Raw genomic sequence first — 16,347 nt, 5'->3', positions numbered from 1 at the left:
GCGGGTGCGTCCGGTGATCAGTACTCCTGCAGGCTCTCGCGCAGCGTCGTCCCGGGGTAGCGGGTGCGAAAGCGGCGACGCCGCTGCAGCTCCGGCACCAGCAACTCGGTCATGTCGTTGAAGCAGCCGGGGGTGTCGGTGGCGAGCATCATGAAGCCGTTGCAGCCTCCCTCGTCGAGGTAGAGCTCCATCTGGTCGGCGACGTCCGAGGGCGTTCCGACCGCGACCGGGGCACCCATCGACACGCCGTAGATCTGGGCGGCTTCGCGCACCGTCACCGGGGCGCCGTCCTTGGCCTCCAGGATGGCATCGAAGAGCCCGCGGATGCCCTGCACGTCGGCGTCTACCACGTTGTCGTCGAGGCCGAGGGTGGAGAAGTCGAATCCCGTGTGTCCGGAGAGGATTCCCAGTGCGCTTTCGATCTGAACGTTCTCGACGAACTCGGCGTAGCGGTCGTTGGCGCGGGACTTGTCGCGATCGATGATCGTCTGCAGGCCATAGATCAGCTTCACCGACTCAGGGTCCCGGCCGTGATCGTCGGCTCGGGTGCGGATGTCGTCGGCGTAGGCCCGCATGCTCTTCGGCGTGGGGAAGATGCCGAACACGGATTCGGCGTGCTTGGACGCGAATTCGCGGCCCTGGTCGGACGAGCCCGCCTGCCACAGCACCGGCCGCTTCTGGGGCGAGGGCGCCACGAAGTGCCGTCCCTTGGACTGGAAGAACTCGCCTTGGAAGTCGACTTCACGCACCTTGGCCGGATCGGCGAAGATGCCGTTCTCCCGGTCGTAGACGATGGCGTCGTCATCCCAGGAGTCCCACAGTTGGTAGAGCAGCTGCATGTACTCCTCGACCACCTCGTAGCGCTTGTCGCGCGGCGTGAGGTTCTCCTTGCCCATGGCCTGGAACTCGCTCTTGGAGTACGACGTCACGATGTTCCAGCCCACGCGGCCGCCAGTGAGGTGGTCCAGCGTGGAGAGCTGCCTGGCCATCATGTAGGGCGGCACGAACGACGTCGACAGCGTGATGCCGATGCCGAGGTTCTTGGTGAAGGCGCCCACGATCGGCACGACGCTGGCCGGTTCGTGCACCGGACACTGACCCGCGAACTTCACCACGGGGTCCGAGTTGCCCTTGTAGGTCGTGTAGGGCGCGAGTTCGTCGGCGATGAACATGGCGTCGAACAGACCGCGTTCCATGGTTCGGCCCAGATCACGCCAGTACTCGGGCCGCGACCAGTGATACCCCACCTTGTCGCGGGGGTGCGCCCACATCGTCGAGGCATGGTTCATCACACCGTGCTGGACGAACCCCAGCAGGTGCGCCTTCTTCTTCGCACTGGTGGTCATTTGATACTCCTACGGTCGATGACGAACGCGGCGACGACGGCAACTGCCGAGCCAATCGCGAGAATGGGCGGGAGATACCAGAAGAGGCTGTTCACCCCGAGCAGCACGATGACGGTCGTGGACACGACGACCGCGCCCAGCGCCTTCCACGTGAAGGTGTTCGCGTCCGCGTCATCGAGCGCAGTCTCGTCCAGTTCGGGCGTCTCGCCAGATGCAGCCAATGCCAGGACGTCTCGGCGGACACGGAAGAAGGCTTGGACGCCGAGCGCGACGTATGCGACGGCCACGACCATCCCGACGACCACTGCGAGCCAGAACGCGATCATCGGACCGGGTCCGGGTCGGTGGTCTTCTCGACCGTCAGGTCTGCGTCGTGAGCCTCGTCGGTTCTTCGGCCCTCCGACAGCGCTTCTCCGCGACCCCGTAGGGATGCGAAGTCGAATGATTGCTTGGACAGCAGGCTGATGCCGACGGCAGCCACGAGCGAAATCGCCTCCAGGGTAATGATTCCTTGCAACTCACCCACGGTCTCGCGGACGGGGTAGCCGACGGCGATCGCGAGTAGCAGACTGGTCACGAAGGCGGTCGACGTCATGCGGCGCCAGAAGATGGCCAGGCCGAGCGGGATGATGAGCGCGGCCTTGAGGAAGAACACGGTGTTGACCAGATCGACGTAGTCCAGCCCCGAACTCACGACGATGCCGCCGATCACGCCTGCGACGAGGATCGACGCCTTCGTATAGCGGAACAACGACTTCGACGCGATCTCGGGGTTGGCTCGCTTGAGGATGTCGACCGCGACGATGGACGACAGCGCCGAGAACGCACCGTCGATGGACGAGTAGCAGGCGTTCAGGATGATCAGCACGTACAGGGCGACGAGCACGATCGGCAGGCCGAGGTGGCTCACCACGTACGGCCCGATGCCGCCCGACCCCGCGTCGCCCAGGTCAGCCGGGTTCACGTCGAACGCCAAGCCGACGAGTCCCAACAGGCCAAGGACGATCGGAATCGGGTAGAACCACAGCCCCGCCCAGACGAACGTGCGACCCATCGTCGTCGGCTTGAGCGCCCACGCCTTCTGCCAGAACGTCTGGTCCGCCATGGTCGAGGCGAGCAGGCCCAGCGCGAGCGATATCCCGAAACCCGCTGCGGCGGAACCGTCGAAAGCGTTCAGTGTCTCGGGTCCGGCGGCGTCGACGCGCTGGAAGACGAGTTCGGGCCCGCCGACCTTCTGCAGGACGTAGAGAACGACGATCGCAGCGGGCACGGTGATCAGCAGGGTGTTGAAGGTGGCGGTGATCGCCGAGGTCCACAGGCCCCCGAAGTACGAGTAGACGGTGACGGTGGCCAGCGTGACGATCAGCACGACGGTCGGGTTGATGTCGAACACCACGCCCATCACGAGGACCACGCCAAAGAGGTTGATGAAGATCTCGGCCAGCAGACCGAGCAGCATCGCCACCAGCATCACCGTGGTCGCCGGCTTGTTGTCGAAGCGTTCGCGGATGAACTCGACGATCGTGTAACCGGCGGGCATCTGCCGACGCAGCCGGAGCGCGAACGGCACCATCACCATGACCGCGAGGCCATTGGGTACGACGAACCAGATCAGTCCCGAAGTGCCGAACGAGAATGCCTGCGCCGACGACATCATCACGGCCATCGACCACGTCCAGACGGCGATGACGGAGCCGACGCCGAAGCCGAAGCCGATCCGACGGTCCGCGATGACGAAGTCGTGGGTGTTCTTGACCATCGAGCGGACGGTGAATGCCACGACGAACATGAAGGCACCGAGCCCCAGCATCAGCGCGAAGCCCATCGACGGGGACAAGTCAGACGGGTGAAACACGAAGGCCTCCTGGACCAGACGAACGGCGAGCGGCCCCCAGATGCCGTCGAGTGCGCACCATCGGGCACCCGCAGGGCTGCGTCAGCGTGTCAGCGCACCAATCATGGCAACAGATTTGCAATCACGCTGAACGAAGCAGTGGCCTCCCAGGTGGGGCCTGTGCTCCACCCACGCCGCTACGCCTCCTGGATCTCCCCCAGGCCGTTCCGGTAGCGCTCGGCGAGACCGCGGTAGGTCGCCGGCGTCATGTTGACCCACCGCTCCGCACCGGTGCCCGCGATGGGGCCGCGCACCTTCGCCGGAGCCCCCGTGACGAACACCTCGTCGGGGATCTTCGTGCCGCCGATGACCAGCGAATGGGCGGCGACCATGCTGCGGCGGCCGATCACGGCTCCGTCGAGGACCGTCGCGTGGTTGGCGATCACGGCCTCGGGGCCGATGTGCGCGCCGTGGATCACGCAGCAGTGCGCGATCGACGCGAGCGGGCCGACGTCGGTGGGAATCCCCGGCGGAGCGTGCAGCACGCTGCCGTCCTGCACGTTCGCTCCCTCCCTGATGATGATCGGAGCGAAGTCGGCGCGCAGTACCGCGTTGAACCACACCGATGCGCCCGCCTCGACGTGCACGTCGCCGATCAGGGTCGCCGTCGGCGCCACGAAGGCGCTCGGGTCGACCACGGGTGAGCGTCCCTCGAATGAGTAGAGCGGCATGGACTGGTTATACCGCAGGTAGTGGACCCAACGAGGGCTTGCGCGAACAGCCAGTGAACTGGGTTGCGTTGCGCTTAAGGCGGCAAAAACTGTAACGTGTTCTAGTTAGAAGTCCAGATACGGGAGGCCCACCGTGACGACCGAAACCGCAAGCGTCCGCGAGATCGACACTGGCTCGCTGCCAGACCGGTATGCGCGTGGCTGGCACTGCCTCGGCCCCGTGGCCAATTACCTCGACGGCGAGCCCCACGGCATCGAGATCTTCGGCACCATGCTGGTGGTCTTCGCCGACTCGAACGGCGACGTCAAGGTGCTCGACGGCTACTGCCGCCACATGGGCGGCAACCTGTCCCAGGGCACCATCAAGGGCGATACGGTCGCCTGCCCCTTCCACGACTGGCGCTGGGGCGGCGACGGCAAGTGCAAGCTGGTGCCCTACGCCAAGCGCACCCCCCGACTGGCTCGCACCCGCGCCTGGGAAACCGACGTCCGCGGCGGCCTGCTGTTCGTGTGGCACGACGCCGAGGGCAACCCGCCGCAACCCGAGGTCCGCATCCCCGAGATCCCGGAGTTCGCCGACGACGGCTGGACCGAGTGGCGCTGGCACACGTTGCTCATCGAGGGCAGCAACTGCCGCGAGATCATCGACAACGTCACCGACATGGCGCACTTCTTCTACATCCACTACGGCCTGCCGACGTACTTCAAGAACGTCTTCGAAGGCCACATCGCCAGCCAGTACCTGCACAACGTCGGTCGGCCCGACATCAACGACATGGGCACCACCTACGGCGAGGCGCACCTCGACTCCGAGGCGTCCTACTTCGGGCCGTCGTTCATGATCAATTGGCTGCACAACAACTATGGCGGCTACAAGGCCGAGTCGATCCTGATCAACTGCCACTACCCGGTGACCCAGGACTCGTTCGTGCTGCAGTGGGGCGTCATCGTCGAGAAGCCCAAGGGCGTCGACGAGAAGACCTCCGACAAGCTGGCCCGGGTGTTCACCGAGGGCGTCAGCAAGGGGTTCATGCAGGACGTCGAGATCTGGAAGCACAAGACGCGGATCGACAACCCGCTGCTCGTCGAGGAAGACGGCGCGGTGTACCAGATGCGACGTTGGTACCAGCAGTTCTACGTCGACGTCGCCGACGTGACGCCGGACATGACCGACCGCTTCGAGATCGAGGTCGACACCACGGCCGCCAACGAGAAGTGGCACGTCGAGGTCGAAGAGAACCTGAAGGCGCAGGAAGCGGCGAAGGAGTCCGCGCAGCAATCGCAGGAGCAGCCCACCGAGGTGTCCTGATGACTGCGCACGACGAGCGGACCCAAGCGCCGGACGTCGACCGTCTGGCTCGCTCGATGCTGCAGCTCACCGGTCACGACGACGACGATCACCACGCAGGGTCCGCCGATGGAACCGGTGGCAGTGCTTGGTCGAAGGCACCGGACTTCGCCGCGGATCCCGAGCGTGCGGCGGCGGTGCGCGAATCGAGCCGCCGGGACAGGGAGCGCTACCTCACCGCCGGCCTGGTGCCCGTCGACTGCCGGTTCTGTCACGCCACCGTCGCGGTGAAGAAGCTTGGTCCAGAACACACTGCCGTGCAATGGAATTCGACCGCAACGCAGCGATGCGCGGTGTTCGCCGAGATCCGCGCCTCCGGCGGCGACAGCAGTCGAAGCCGGGCATGCCCGAAGCTGTCCGACAGCATCCGGCACGCCGTCGCCGAGGGCTGCCTCGAGGAAGTCTCCAGCGCTCCCCCACCCGGCGACGGCTAGGTCCGCTCACAGGCCCTGGAAGCGCTCCTTGACCTCCTCGGCGGTCAGACCGTAGTCCGCCAGCGAGTAGGTGTGCTTGGGTGCGCGCGGCCCCTTCTTGCTCTCGGCGTGGCTGTGCTCCATGGCCGCCCGCGCGTCGTCGGTGAAGTCGATGCCGAACTGCCGGTACACGCCTTCGACCGCGGCGATCGGATCCTTGACGAACTCGAAGTAGTCGAGATCGTAGAATCGGGCCGGATCGTGCTTGGCGCGTTCGGCGTCGAACAGCCGCAGTCCCCGTGACCAGGTCTCCATCGCGTCGCGTCCGATGACCTCACCGGTGAAGCTGTTCGACCACCCCTCGGTGGTGTGCTGGGCGAGCGAGCACATCGAGGCCATGATGGTCTCGGCCGGTCGATGGCACTGCACGACCAGGGCGTCGGGGTAGGTCGCGAACAGGGCGTCGAGCGCGAACAGATGGCTGGGGTTTTTGAGCACCCATCGCTTCTCCGGATCGTTCGACCCGATCAGCTGAAGGTTCTTGCGGTGCCGCGCATAGGACTTCGTCCAGTCCCGGCCCGCCAGCCACTGCGCATACGTGGGAATGTGTGCCAAGGTCTCATACGACACCGAGTGCAGCGACTGACGCAGCAGCTGCCAGCACTCCTCGACCTCGTCGGCGGTCATGTAGTGCAGCCCGGTGTAGTCCGGGTTCTCCTCGTGCGCCTTGCTGAACTGTGCGTCGAGCTGCTGGAACACCGGGTTCTGCGACCACGTCTCGCGTGGCGGGCGGGGCTGCGGGAACTCGGCAAGCCACAACTCGAGGCCCTGGTGCCGCGGGTCCGCGGTCAGCAGCCGGTGGATCGCGGTGGTGCCGGTGCGCGGCAGACCGGTGACGAAGATGGGCCGTTCGATCGGCACGTCGACGTGCTGCGGGTGCTGCTTGAACGCCGCCTCGGACACCAACCGGGCCACCAGCGCATTGCGCACGAAGAACCGCTGCATCTTGCTGCCGAGTTCGGTGAGGTCGGCGTCGCGCTGATAGGACTCGAGCAGGACCGCGAGCGCCTCGCGGTAATCGTCGTCGTCGGAACCGAAGTCGTCGAGACCGCAGGCCTTGGTCGCCGATGCGTGTAGATCGTCGACCGTGCCGACGTTGGTGCGCGTCACGCCTTGTACTCCCCGCAGTTGACGTCGATTGTCTGGCCGGTGATGCCGCTGGACAGGTCGCTGGCCAGGAACAGGATGGCCGAGGCCACCTCGTCCTCGGTGGGCAGCCGCTTCAGATCGCTGTTGACCGCAGCCGCCTTGTAGATCTCGTCCACCGTGGTGCCGTACTTGCCGGCCTGGTGCTCGAAGTAGCTCTGCAGGGTCCCGCCCCAGATGTAGCCCGGCAGAACGGAGTTGACCCGTATCCCGGCCTCGCCGAGTTCGCTCGCCAGCGACTGCGACATGGCCAGCAGCGCCGACTTGGCCATCTTGTACGCGCCCTGCTTGGGGTCGGAGTGCCGGACCACCATCGAGTTGACGTTGACGACCGACCCGTTCGCTTCGGTGAGTGCCGGGGTGAAACCCTGGATCAGCCGCAGCGCGCCAAGCACGGTCAGTTCGATCGTGTCGCGGATGTGGTCGAAGCTGGTCTTGGCGAAGGGCTTCATCGACGGCACGCGGAACGCGTTGTTGATGAGGACGTCGACCTTGCCGAACTCCGCGATCGAGGTGGACACCAGGTTGGCGACCTGCGCCTCGTCGGTGATGTCGGTGCCGACTGCCAGGGCACGCCTACCCGATGCCGTGACCTGACCGGCGACGTCCTCGAGTCGCTCGACCGTGCGGGCAGCCAGTACGAGATCGGCGCCCTCCTCGGCACATCGCCGAGCCAGGGTGGTGCCCAGCGCTGGGCCCACACCACTGATGACGACGACCTTGTCCTGCAACAGACCTGCCATGACTAGCCCACCATCCTCTCGCCGATCAGCCTCTGCCGCAGCGCGATGCGCGCCCGCCAGTCGTCGGAGGAGATCGCGTTGGACTCGTAGTAGGGCAGCACCGACGACACCTTCTCGACATCGACCACCTCGAGCGTCGGCCCATCGGCCTCGGTCAGCTCCCGCGACACGCGCTGCCAGCGGAACTGCAGATAGCCCTTGGCGTGGCCGAGCGTCTCGCACCAGTTGGCGACGCCGGGGTTGGCGTCGGACACGACGATGCGGATCTTGCCATCCGGATCTGCCTGCGCCTGAGTGCCGTTGAGCGACGTCTGGTGGTTGATGTAGTCCAGCGAGATGTACCAGAGGCTGCCCAGCTGGAAGCCGAGATACGGCGCGTCGCTGACGGGCAGCGTGATGACGATCGCCTGGTCCGGCGCCAAGTCGTAGTGGCCGACCGACGAGTACTGCGTGGCCAGCCCGCCGGGGGTCAGGCGCGGTGCGGTCAAGGTGTTGACCGGCAGGTCGTCGTAGAACCACTTCGGGAACTGCAGCCAGGTCTTGACCCGTTGCACCAGTTGCTTGCCCGCGACGGCGTAGCGCTTCTCGATGAGTTCACGCGTCAGCGGCGGGGGCGCGGTGCCCGCCGTGTCGGTGCGCGCGATCGCGAACGTTCCGCGTTGCGCCGACCAATCGTTGTAGACCTCGCGAATCACCAACTGCGAAGGCACCTTCGGTGTGAACCGCCATTCGAAGGTGCCGTCGGAGGCGATGTCGAGCTTGCGGTCGTCGAACGCGGTCGCGCTGTCTGGCACGTTGTCGTCGGTGTACTCACCACCGAGCAGCTGAAAGCTGACGTCGGTGGTGGTGCCGCGCCTGCCCGTGACGACGTACTCGTGCTCGGGCTGCACGCGCGTCCCGAAGTACATGGTGTCGGGGTTGTCGAGGCCCATCTTGGTGAACGGCCCGGTCCCGCTGTGCAGGAACGGATGATCGCGGTCGTAGTCGAAGGCGACCGACGTACACGCTGCGATGCAGCCGGCCAGGTACTGCAGCCCCTCCAGGAGGTCGGCCTCGGATTCGATGAATGGTGCAGCGGCGACAAGGCTCTCGGCCTCGGCGATGGCGTCTGCCAACGGCTGTGCGTACATGCGTGACGGGCCCTCCGGGATGAGGCCAGCCATTCCAATATTGGAACGCGCTGGTAGAGTTCTGACCCGAACACTAGAACGTGTTCCAATTCGAGTCAACGTCGGAGGGGGCACCGTGACGGGCCGGACGTCACCACCGACGCAACGCGTCGTCGAGGTCCTCGACTTCTTGGCGCGCCATCCGCACGACCGGTTCGGCATCTCCGAACTCGCGAGGCGAACGGGCCAGAGCAAGCCCACGTGCCTCGGCATCGTCACCACCTTGGCCGAATCCGGCTACCTCCTGCGCGATGCCGAGGACAAGACTTACCGCCTCGGACCGTCGCTGATCTCCCTCGGTCACGTCGCGCAGGAATCCATGCGCGCCGGACCGTCGGCACGGGAGGAACTCCGCGCACTCTCCTCGGCGTACGACACCACCGCAGCACTCGCGGCGATCGTCGACGACCGGATCACGCTGCTCGAACTCGTCGACCCGCCCGGCACGAGTGGGTCGGAGGGCCGGGGCACGTCGGTGCGGGTGGGCCAGAGCTACCCGTTCGCACCGCCGGTGGGGCTGATGTTCGTGCTGTGGGACGACGACGCGCTGCGCGACTGGCTGGCCAGGGAACCGACCATTCCACTGCGCACCGGTTCCGACCGCCTGGACCGCGTCGTGGCCGAGTGTCGCGCCTCGGGCTACCTGGTGGAGCGACTCACTCCGGGCGGGCGGCGCCTCTACGCGCTGATGGCGGGGATGTCCTCGACGATGCCGCAGGAGTTGCGGGCGCTGCTCGGCGAACTGATCTCCGACGTCGGCGAACGGGTGTACCTGCGCAGCGAGGCCGGCACCCAACGCCAAAAGCACGACATCAGCGTGATCTCGGCGCCGGTGTACGACCACTACGGACGGCAGACGATGGTGGTGTCGCTTCAGATCGGCAGGGCGCTCACCGATGCCGAGATCGCCAGGCACGCCAAGGGTGTGATGGCCACGGCGCACACGCTCACGACGCAGCTGGGCGGCCTGCATCCGCCGCACGACGCGCGCGCCACGCGGCCCACGCCCCGGTAGACCACAGCGCCCACACGACCAGCAGCGGCTGGAACGCCAGCCGGATCGCCCGCGAGCGGTCCGAGTCCAGTCCGAATGCGTCGGAGTGGGTGAGGTACTGCGACACGTTGCCGGGGAACACCGCGACGAACAGGGCCGCGGTCAGCCAACCCAGCGGCACCCGCCACCGCGCGACGACGAGCAGGCCGAGACCGAGCGCGATCTCGACGATCCCCGACGCGATGACGACGAAGTCGACGTTGAGCGGCAGGTACGGCGGGACCTGCGCGTAGAACGACGCGCGGGCGAAGGTCAGGTGGCTGACGCCGGCGAAGACCAGCGCCGCGCCGAGCAGCAGCCGAGCCAGTCTCCGCACGTCAGCTGACCGCGGCGATCGCGAACGGCAGGACCTCCGGCGCACCGGCTTGACGCAGCACCCGGGCCGCCATCGTCATCGTCCACCCGCTGTCGACGAGGTCGTCGACCAGCAGCAGCGGCCCACCGAGATCCGACAGGTCCGGCATCTCCCACGAACCATCGAGCGCTGCAACGCGATACGCCGAGTTGGCAGCCGTCACGGGCCTGCGCTCGACGGCGTAGGCCAATGAGCCCAGGTTGGTCAGCCGTCCCAGGTCCGCCAGCCGAGCCACCAGCGATTCGATCAGCAGGGGATGGCGTTCCGAGTCCAGACCCATCACCGCCGTCGGACGGGTGTCCCACTTCCAAGCGGCGAGCACGTCGACCGCCGCGCGCACCAGGTCGTCGGGTGCCTCCGCATCGGGGCCGTCGAGCACCGCACGCAACCGTGCCCCCCAGCCCAGGTCGGTGAGCCGGCCGATGGCCCGCCCCGCACCGGGGCCCTCGGAGATCTTGCCGCTCAGGCTGACACCCAGCTTGGCCAGGCCCGAGGGCCACTGCCTGCGCGGCGTGATCTCGACCCCCGGACGCATCAGCCGCTGCCGGGTCTCCTCGGCCGCCGACTCGTCCACGGTCGCGTCGTAGTGCGCGCCCGTGCAGTTGTCGCACCGGCCGCACTTCTCACTGTCGGCGAGTTCCGGGTCGTTGAGCTGCCTGCGGAGGAACGTCATCCGGCACTCGTCGGTGGCCAGGTAGTCGAGCATCGCCTGCTGCTCGCGCCCGCGCGCCTCGTCCAGCCTGCGGTAGCGCTCCTCGTCGTACTCCCACGGCTCGCCGGTACCCACCCAGCCGCCCTTGACCCGGCGCACCGCCCCGTCGACGTCGAGCACCTTCAGCACCATCTCCAGACGCGTCCGGTTCAGGTCGACGAGCGGTTCGAGCGCGGGCGTGGACTGTGGTCGGTCCGTTTCGAGCGCGCGAATGACGTTGCGCACCATGGGCTCCGACGGGAAGGCCACGGACGCGAAGTAGCGCCACACCTCGCGGTCCTCGGCACCGGGCAGCAGCACCACCTCGGCGCTCTCCGTCGAACGCCCCGCACGTCCCACCTGCTGGTAGTACGCGATGGGTGACGCGGGCGCACCCAGGTGCACGACGAAGCCGAGGTCCGGCTTGTCGAAACCCATGCCGAGCGCGGACGTGGCCACCAGTGCCTTCACCCGGTTCGCCAGCAGGTCGCCCTCGAGCTGTTCCCGCTCGGCAGCCTCGGTGGCCCCGGTGTAGGCCGCGATCTCGTGGCCCCGTTCCCGCAGCATCGCCGCGACGTCGTTGGCCTGCGCCACCGTCAGCGTGTAGATGATCCCCGACCCCGGCAGCGTGTCCAGATGCGCGGCCAGCCACGCCGCGCGTTGGGCGGGATTGCCCGCCTTGACGACCGACAGTCGCAGCGACTCGCGGTCGAGGCCGCCGCGGAGCACCAGCGCGTCTCCGCCTGCCTCTCCCCCGCCGACGCCCAGCTGGCTGCGCACGTCGTCCACCACCCGGTCGTTCGCGGTGGCGGTCGTTGCGAGAACCGGTATGCCGCTGCCCAACTCGCCGATCAGCGTGCGGATGCGGCGGTAGTCGGGACGGAAGTCGTGTCCCCAGTCGGACACGCAGTGCGCCTCGTCGATCACGACCAGGCCGGCGTCGCGGGCCAGCGCGGGCAACACGTCATCGCGGAAGTCGGGGTTGTTCAACCGTTCCGGGCTGACGAGCAGCACGTCGAGGTCGCCGGTCCCGACCGCACGGTGGACGTCCTGCCAGTCGGCGACGTTGCTCGAGTTGATCGTGGCCGCGCGCACCCCGGCCCGTGCGGCGGCCTGCACCTGGTTGCGCATCAGCGCGAGCAGCGGGGACACGATGACCGTCGGGCCACGCCCCTCGGCGCGCAGCAGTTTGGCCGCGATGAAGTACACGGCCGACTTGCCCCATCCGGTGCGCTGCACCACCAGCGCGCGGCGGCGGTGCACCACAAGGGCCTCGATGGCCGTCCACTGGTCGTCGCGCAGTGTCGCCTGCGGCCCCGCCAACTGCTCGAGCAGGGTCTGCGCCTGTTCGCGCGTCGCCGTCACGAGCGAGCGCAGCGACGTCGGCGAGCGAAGCGACGGGGGGTTGTCATGGGCGAGCGCAGCGACGGGGGATTGTCATGGGTCCATCGTGCCGGGTCGGTCCGACGGACTCGTCGCAGCCCACCGCGAGCGTCGACTTCTCGTCGTCGGGAGGCGCGTACATCGACGGAAACTCGACGTTCACGGGGATCGATACGCGTAGGTGTTGGCGGGTTTGTCGACGCGCGTCACCGTCGTGGCGCTCATGGTCGGCACGTAGTCGTTGGCCGCCTGCGCGGAGCCCGGCTCGACCCTGCCCTCCACCGCGATCCACGTCTCCTCGCCGAAGGCGGCCGCTGTCGCGGCGGCAGGGCCCGACAACCGAATCCGCGCCAGTTGGGCGTCGGCCGCGCAGCAGACGATGACGACGCGGCCGAGGTAGACGCCGTCGGGGTAGCGCAGCGTGAAGCCGGTGGCGGTGATCGTCCGTCCATCGAGGCTGCGCGCCGGGTCTGCGGCAGCCCGCATCACGATCTCGGGCACCGCTACGGTCGGCGCGGGTCCGGCAGGCAGCGGTGGGAAGTCGCGCGGCTTGGGCGCGGACGTGACGGGCGGCGCGGCAGTGGCTCCGCGGGCATCCAGCGGCGGCGGCACGATGAACGCGACCATCGCGATCGGCACGAGCAGCAGCCACACCAGACCGCCACGGTGCCGATGGCCGTGGTCGTCGTCTGGGTGCTCGTCGGGTCGGCCTGCGTTGCGCACGTCGCGGATCACTGCGGCCAGACCGAGCCCGATCAGCACCACCGTGGCGATCACGAGCCACGGCAGCAGAGCGGGCTTCACGTAGTGCACGTAGGTGCCCCGCAGCAGCATCACCGCCATGCCGGCGCCGACCAGCAGCAGGATCAGGTTCTGGGTAGACCGGCTCATCGACCGCCTCCAAGGAAGGCAAGGCCGACCAGCGTCGCGATCACCGTCGCCACGACGAACGTGGCCGGGCCGAACCGCACGGCGAATCGGCGTCCGAACATGCCCGCCTGCATTGCCGCGAGTTTGACGTCCACGGCCGGCCCGACGACCAGGAACACGAGCCGCGGCAGCAGCGGCAGCATGGTCAGGCTCGCTGCCACGAACGCGTCGGCCTCCGAGCACAGCGCCAGCACGACGGCGAGCACGGCCATGGTCAGCACGGCGAGGATCAGGTTGCCCGCGAGGTGTTCGAACATCCAGGCGGGCACGACGACCCTCAGCGTCGCTGCGGCCGCGGCGCCGACCACGAGGTACGACGCCGCCTGCAGGAAGTCGTGGCGGGCCGCCTCCGAGAACGTGGTCCACCGTGCACCCCCCGGCGTCCGGTCGGTGCGGGGCAGCGAGCGCGTCACCCATTCGTGGCGGCCGAAGCGCAGCCACAGCATGCCCATCGCGACGGCGGTCAGCAGCGACGCGACGCAGCGCGCCAACACCATCTCGGGGTTGCCCGGGAACGCGACAGCCGTCGCGACCAGGACCACGGGGTTGATCGCGGGGGCGGACAGCATGAACGTCAGCGCGGCCGCTCCGGTGCGGCCGGGTCCATACAGCCTGCGCGCAACCGGGACCGAGCCGCATTCACAGCCGGGCAGCGCAGCGCCGCCGATGCCTGCGACCGCGACCGCGGCGGCGGGCCGACGTGGCAGCCAGGACGCCAGCCGCTCGGCGCTGACGAAGGTGGCGATGAGACCGCTGACGACGACGCCGAGGACCAGGAAGGGCAACGCCTGCACGAAGACCCCGCTGAACACCGTGGCGGCCGTGCTCAGCGCCGAGTGGCCGGCGACGACGCCGCTCAACCACGGTGCGGAGACCGCCAATCCGAGCAGCGCCAGCAACAGCATCTCGAGCGAACCGGCACGGCGTCGCCCGGTGGTCGGCGACGACGGGGCTGCGTTCACGGGGCCATCATGCCTGTGCTGGCTGGGGATTCGGCGACGTCACCTCGACGCGCCGACGATCCTCGTATTGCTGGTGGTGGCGCGGGCTACCATCCGAGGACGATGACGCACGCCAAGCCCGACGACGAGCAGCCGCCACCGCAGCGGACCACGACCGCCGACGTCCCCCGCGCCGCCACGCCGACGGCGACACCGCAGCGCTCGGGCCGTTTGGCGGTCGTGGTGCCCGTGTTGATCTCACTCGTCGCGCTCGGGGTCGCGAGTTGGGCGCTGTTGCGCTCACCCGACGACACCCCGCCACCCCCGACCGATCAACAGGTCGCGGAAGCAAAGGACGCGGCATGCGCTGCCTATACGCGGGTGCGCACCTCGGTGGCGCTGCAGAGTCAGGCCGGCGCGGGCGCCGATCCGAACGCGGCACCGCTCGTCGCCGTCAACGCGCGCCTGGCCATGGCCATCGGCAGCCAGCACATCGTCGACAGTCTGAGCCCTGCGGTGCCTGCCGAACTCGCGGATTCACTGCGTTCCGTGGCGACGGGGCTGCAGGACATCACCATCAACGCACTGGCGGGGACCGACGGCGGCGAGGCCGGCCAGGTCGCCCGGCTTCGCGAAGTCGAGGCGACCAGTCAGAAGATCGTCGAGCTGTGCAAGTGAAGGCGCGCCGGCCATAGCCGACGCGCCTTCATTCGTGTGCCCTAGCTTGCGTCGGATCCCGCGTCCTGGCCGGACTCCGAGCCCGCACCCGTCGCGCCGCCGGCATCGGCACCGCCGGGTGACCCGGCACCACCGGGTGCTGCGAAGCGGTTCCCGGTCAGTGCGCCGATGCCATTGCTGATGGCGTCGGTGAACGGCTTGAACGGCGTGAACGGAGCGCGGCCGCCCGACCCGGACGTCGGTGTGGTCGACGGCCGGTCCAACGGTGCCCCGTTGACACCGGGTATGACGACGGCCGGCTCGTCGGTGGTGACCTCGTCGACCTCGGGAGTCACCGCGGGCGTCTCGGGCACGGTGGTCTCGTCGGCGGCGTCCTGGGCCGAGACCTCGCTGGTGGTCGCGGCGGGCGCCGGAACCTCGTCGGCAGCGACCGCCGCTGCGGGAGCCGGGGCCTGAGCCGGAGCGGAGACCGCGACGACGTTCGGCGGAACCGGAAGTCCGCCGTTGGGCTGCACGATTCCCGGCGTCGGCGGCGTGAATGGCGCGAACGGCGTATTGGCCGCCGTCATATTTGGCGCCAGCCCGAACGAAAGGGTGGGCGGGAGCAGGATGCCGGTACTGATGAACGGCAGGAAGGTGAATCCGAACGACATCGGACCGATTTGAGTGGTCGTGCTCAGACCACCGACGCGGTAGTCGTAAAAGGGGCCGTTCGCGAAGTCCTGGTAGGTGACGAAGCCAGTGGTTCCCGAATTGGTGATGATTCCGGGGATTCCGGCAGTCCAACGACCGATGTCGACGGAACTGAAATTGTCGGGTTGCCCATTGATGCCGGTCTGGCCGGTCGGCGCTTGCGTGAAGCCGATGGCCTTGAGCACGTTGAGGTCGAAGACGAGCGGGCCGAGTCGGTTTGCGGTCTGCAGGACGCCCGCGTGGGTGGCCACGTAGGGGTCGTAGGACACGGCGTTGTCGGTGAAGCCGATCGCGCCGGTGCTGCTGGCCAGACCGGCGATGCCTGAAACCCACTCGTCCATCTGGGTGTAATTCGCCGTGCCTGCGGTGCTGCCGGGCGGCGGGCCTGCCGCGCTGAACGACCTCAGGGAGTTCAGGTCGAAGCTCAGCGGTCCCAGGCGGTTGACGGTCTCGAGCGTGCCGTTCACCGCTGCGGCGGTGTCGGTGACGACTGCCGACACCGCGGCGGCGCCCGCAGTGCTGGTCGCAGGCGACGGCGCGACGACCCAGGGCAGCATTTCTTGAAAGCTGAAGTTGGCTGTCGGCTGGATTTCGCGAACTGTCGGCTCGGGGTTAGCCAGTGGCAAACTATATCCGGCGACCAGCAACGCCCCCGCGCCGATTGCGGTAATGCCGACTCCGCCGTAGCGGCAAATGTTCTTGATCATCATTTCCCCAGCCAGAAGCGTTGAATTGTCAGAACAGTAAATACCAATCAGCCCTGCATGGTCAAGGGATTGCCCAGACGCGGCTAAGTCCAAAAGTATGAATCAGGAATAGCTCAAGATCAAAT

Annotated in this window: 16 protein-coding genes; 4 read left to right on the top strand and 12 right to left on the bottom strand. The window is 67.7% G+C overall.

The genetic code is table 11. The features are described from left to right. Positions 1-17: 17 nt before the first annotated feature. The 4 genes from G6N61_RS23715 to G6N61_RS23700 all read right to left on the bottom strand — a co-directional run bounded on the left by G6N61_RS23715 (position 18) and on the right by G6N61_RS23700 (position 3,911). Positions 18-1,346: an LLM class flavin-dependent oxidoreductase gene (locus G6N61_RS23715; RefSeq protein WP_163921944.1), complete on the bottom strand. Its 1,329-nt coding sequence runs from the start codon at positions 1,344-1,346 to the stop codon at positions 18-20. Further along, a complete protein-coding gene (locus G6N61_RS23710) occupies positions 1,343-1,672 on the bottom strand; it encodes a hypothetical protein (RefSeq protein ID WP_163921941.1) in 330 nt (109 codons plus the stop codon). The genes G6N61_RS23715 and G6N61_RS23710 overlap by 4 nt, the downstream gene beginning before the upstream one ends. Beyond that, on the bottom strand, positions 1,669-3,201 hold the full coding sequence (locus G6N61_RS23705; protein ID WP_198339314.1) for a sodium:solute symporter family transporter: 1,533 nt from the start codon (positions 3,199-3,201) through the stop codon (positions 1,669-1,671). Before G6N61_RS23705 ends, G6N61_RS23710 begins: the two co-directional genes overlap by 4 nt. Positions 3,202-3,377: 176 nt before the next feature. After that, positions 3,378-3,911, bottom strand: a complete 534-nt coding sequence (locus G6N61_RS23700; RefSeq protein ID WP_163921938.1) for a gamma carbonic anhydrase family protein — start codon at positions 3,909-3,911, stop codon at positions 3,378-3,380. Positions 3,912-4,044: 133 nt separating this feature from the next. On the opposite strand from G6N61_RS23700, the gene G6N61_RS23695 reads away from it, so the two are divergent. Together G6N61_RS23695 and G6N61_RS23690 are read left to right on the top strand one after the other, a co-directional pair. After that, positions 4,045-5,220 (top strand): 3-ketosteroid-9-alpha-monooxygenase, oxygenase component, encoded by a 1,176-nt coding sequence (locus tag G6N61_RS23695; RefSeq protein WP_163921935.1) that lies wholly within the window; start codon positions 4,045-4,047, stop codon positions 5,218-5,220. Beyond that, positions 5,220-5,693 (top strand): hypothetical protein, encoded by a 474-nt coding sequence (locus G6N61_RS23690; protein WP_163921930.1) that lies wholly within the window; start codon positions 5,220-5,222, stop codon positions 5,691-5,693. Before G6N61_RS23695 ends, G6N61_RS23690 begins: the two co-directional genes overlap by 1 nt. 6 nt (positions 5,694-5,699) lie before the next feature. Here the strand turns inward: G6N61_RS23690 and G6N61_RS23685 are convergent, their stop codons facing one another. Genes G6N61_RS23685 through G6N61_RS23675 form a run of 3 tightly spaced genes read right to left on the bottom strand, consistent with a single transcriptional unit; the run spans position 5,700 to position 8,751 of the window. Further along, on the bottom strand, positions 5,700-6,842 hold the full coding sequence (locus tag G6N61_RS23685; protein ID WP_163921927.1) for a sulfotransferase family protein: 1,143 nt from the start codon (positions 6,840-6,842) through the stop codon (positions 5,700-5,702). Further along, entirely contained in the window at positions 6,839-7,621 is a 783-nt protein-coding gene (locus G6N61_RS23680; protein WP_163921924.1) for an SDR family oxidoreductase, read from the bottom strand. Before G6N61_RS23680 ends, G6N61_RS23685 begins: the two co-directional genes overlap by 4 nt. Before the next feature lie 2 nt (positions 7,622-7,623). Then, positions 7,624-8,751, bottom strand: a complete 1,128-nt coding sequence (locus G6N61_RS23675; protein ID WP_163925064.1) for a hypothetical protein — start codon at positions 8,749-8,751, stop codon at positions 7,624-7,626. Positions 8,752-8,866: 115 nt separating this feature from the next. Here G6N61_RS23675 and G6N61_RS23670 point away from each other — a divergent pair, with 115 nt between their 5' ends. After that, positions 8,867-9,805, top strand: a complete 939-nt coding sequence (locus G6N61_RS23670; RefSeq protein WP_235887283.1) for an IclR family transcriptional regulator — start codon at positions 8,867-8,869, stop codon at positions 9,803-9,805. Here G6N61_RS23670 and G6N61_RS23665 read toward each other — a convergent pair. From G6N61_RS23665 to G6N61_RS23650, 4 genes are all read right to left on the bottom strand, one after another. After that, positions 9,738-10,160: a DoxX family protein gene (locus tag G6N61_RS23665; RefSeq protein ID WP_198339313.1), complete on the bottom strand. Its 423-nt coding sequence runs from the start codon at positions 10,158-10,160 to the stop codon at positions 9,738-9,740. The two genes, G6N61_RS23670 and G6N61_RS23665, sit on opposite strands and share 68 nt — an antisense overlap. Before the next feature lies 1 nt (position 10,161). Then, positions 10,162-12,255: a RecQ family ATP-dependent DNA helicase gene (locus G6N61_RS23660; protein ID WP_163921916.1), complete on the bottom strand. Its 2,094-nt coding sequence runs from the start codon at positions 12,253-12,255 to the stop codon at positions 10,162-10,164. Between the two features lie 177 nt (positions 12,256-12,432). After that, positions 12,433-13,164 (bottom strand): TIGR03943 family putative permease subunit, encoded by a 732-nt coding sequence (locus tag G6N61_RS23655; RefSeq protein ID WP_163921913.1) that lies wholly within the window; start codon positions 13,162-13,164, stop codon positions 12,433-12,435. Further along, positions 13,161-14,108 carry a permease gene (locus G6N61_RS23650; protein WP_163925063.1) on the bottom strand — a complete coding sequence of 316 codons (948 nt, stop codon included), beginning with the start codon at positions 14,106-14,108 and terminating at the stop codon, positions 13,161-13,163. Before G6N61_RS23650 ends, G6N61_RS23655 begins: the two co-directional genes overlap by 4 nt. Before the next feature lie 159 nt (positions 14,109-14,267). On the opposite strand from G6N61_RS23650, the gene G6N61_RS23645 reads away from it, so the two are divergent. Beyond that, positions 14,268-14,822 (top strand): hypothetical protein, encoded by a 555-nt coding sequence (locus G6N61_RS23645; protein WP_163921910.1) that lies wholly within the window; start codon positions 14,268-14,270, stop codon positions 14,820-14,822. A gap of 41 nt (positions 14,823-14,863) precedes the next feature. Here G6N61_RS23645 and G6N61_RS23640 read toward each other — a convergent pair whose 3' ends face one another. Next, a complete protein-coding gene (locus tag G6N61_RS23640) occupies positions 14,864-16,225 on the bottom strand; it encodes a hypothetical protein (protein WP_163921907.1) in 1,362 nt (453 codons plus the stop codon). Between the last annotated feature and the right edge of the window lie 122 nt (positions 16,226-16,347).

Source organism: Mycolicibacterium arabiense, from assembly GCF_010731815.2.
Classification (GTDB): domain Bacteria; phylum Actinomycetota; class Actinomycetes; order Mycobacteriales; family Mycobacteriaceae; genus Mycobacterium; species Mycobacterium arabiense.
Note: the sequence above shows the minus strand (reverse complement) of the source record. Positions and strands in the feature narration are given on the sequence as shown.

Coding starts and splice junctions, on each gene's coding strand:
- G6N61_RS23715 (WP_163921944.1), bottom strand. CDS start 1,346: ATGACCACCAGTGCGAAGAAGAAGGCGCACCTGCTGGGGTTCGTCCAG.
- G6N61_RS23710 (WP_163921941.1), bottom strand. CDS start 1,672: ATGATCGCGTTCTGGCTCGCAGTGGTCGTCGGGATGGTCGTGGCCGTC.
- G6N61_RS23700 (WP_163921938.1), bottom strand. CDS start 3,911: ATGCCGCTCTACTCATTCGAGGGACGCTCACCCGTGGTCGACCCGAGC.
- G6N61_RS23690 (WP_163921930.1), top strand. CDS start 5,220: ATGACTGCGCACGACGAGCGGACCCAAGCGCCGGACGTCGACCGTCTG.
- G6N61_RS23680 (WP_163921924.1), bottom strand. CDS start 7,621: ATGGCAGGTCTGTTGCAGGACAAGGTCGTCGTCATCAGTGGTGTGGGC.
- G6N61_RS23675 (WP_163925064.1), bottom strand. CDS start 8,751: ATGTACGCACAGCCGTTGGCAGACGCCATCGCCGAGGCCGAGAGCCTT.
- G6N61_RS23655 (WP_163921913.1), bottom strand. CDS start 13,164: ATGAGCCGGTCTACCCAGAACCTGATCCTGCTGCTGGTCGGCGCCGGC.
- G6N61_RS23650 (WP_163925063.1), bottom strand. CDS start 14,108: ATGCTGTTGCTGGCGCTGCTCGGATTGGCGGTCTCCGCACCGTGGTTG.
- G6N61_RS23645 (WP_163921910.1), top strand. CDS start 14,268: ATGACGCACGCCAAGCCCGACGACGAGCAGCCGCCACCGCAGCGGACC.
- G6N61_RS23640 (WP_163921907.1), bottom strand. CDS start 16,225: ATGATGATCAAGAACATTTGCCGCTACGGCGGAGTCGGCATTACCGCA.